Consider the following 822-nt stretch of genomic DNA (forward strand, 5'->3'; position numbering starts at 1 on the left):
GTCCTGGCCGGTGATGTTTTCTATGACAAATCTTTCGCTGACCGGCTGGTGCCATGGTTCGCAACGCTGAAGGCGCGCGGCGCCGAAATCCTTGTCGGCGATCCCGGCCGGTCGTATCTGCCGAAGACAGGGCTGGAGCCGCTTGCGGTCTATGAAGTGGCCGTCACGCGGGCGCTGGAGGATGCGCTGGTCAAGCGCACGACCGTCTGGCGGTTCGCTTGACGCGATCGCCGAACAGGCGTTCCATCATATCCAAATCAGAGGGGGGAGCTCATGGATTTTTCAGCAGTGAACTGGCTGGCGGTGGTCGCTGCCGCAATCGTGGCGTGGCTGTTCGGCGCCGCCTGGTACATGAGCCTGAGCAAGGCGTGGCTGAAGGCCGCCAAGCTCGATCCGGCCACGATGAAGAAGTCGCCGCTGCCCTTCGTCGTCAGCTTCATCGCCGAACTGGTCATGGCCACGATAATGGCGCTGGTCGTCGGCGCGATGACCGGCGGCGAGCCGACATGGCTCGCCGGACTTGTCTTCGGCTTCGTGCTCTGGCTGGGTTTCGTCGCCACGACGCTCTCGGTCAACCATCGCTACGAGAATTTCGGCTGGGACCTGACCCTCATCGACGGCGGCCACTGGCTCGGCGTGCTACTGATCATCGGCGCCGTCATCGGCTGGTTCGGCGCGGTGGCAAGCTGAGTCAAGAAGGGAGTAGGGCAGTAAGGCAGTAGGGGAATAGGGGAGCAGACGGCACCGACGCCTATCCCTACTGCCCTACTGCCCTACTGCCCTACTGCCCTACTGCCCTACTGCCCTACTGCCCTACTGCCC

1 protein-coding gene and 1 pseudogene are annotated in these 822 nt (G+C 63.3%); both read left to right on the forward strand.

Features of this window, described 5'->3' with window-relative positions; all coding sequences use genetic code 11:
• Nucleotides 1–222 (forward strand): annotated as a pseudogene (locus EN879_RS37605) (methyltransferase); the annotation flags it as partial.
• Between the two features lie 51 nt (nt 223–273).
• The gene (locus tag EN879_RS37610; RefSeq protein ID WP_024503046.1) at nt 274–690 is read left to right on the forward strand and encodes a DUF1761 domain-containing protein; all 417 of its coding nucleotides are present in this window, start codon (nt 274–276) and stop codon (nt 688–690) included.
• Nucleotides 691–822 lie beyond the last annotated feature (132 nt).

Source organism: Mesorhizobium sp. M7A.F.Ca.AU.002.02.1.1 (assembly GCF_003998535.1).
Classification (GTDB): domain Bacteria; phylum Pseudomonadota; class Alphaproteobacteria; order Rhizobiales; family Rhizobiaceae; genus Mesorhizobium; species Mesorhizobium ciceri.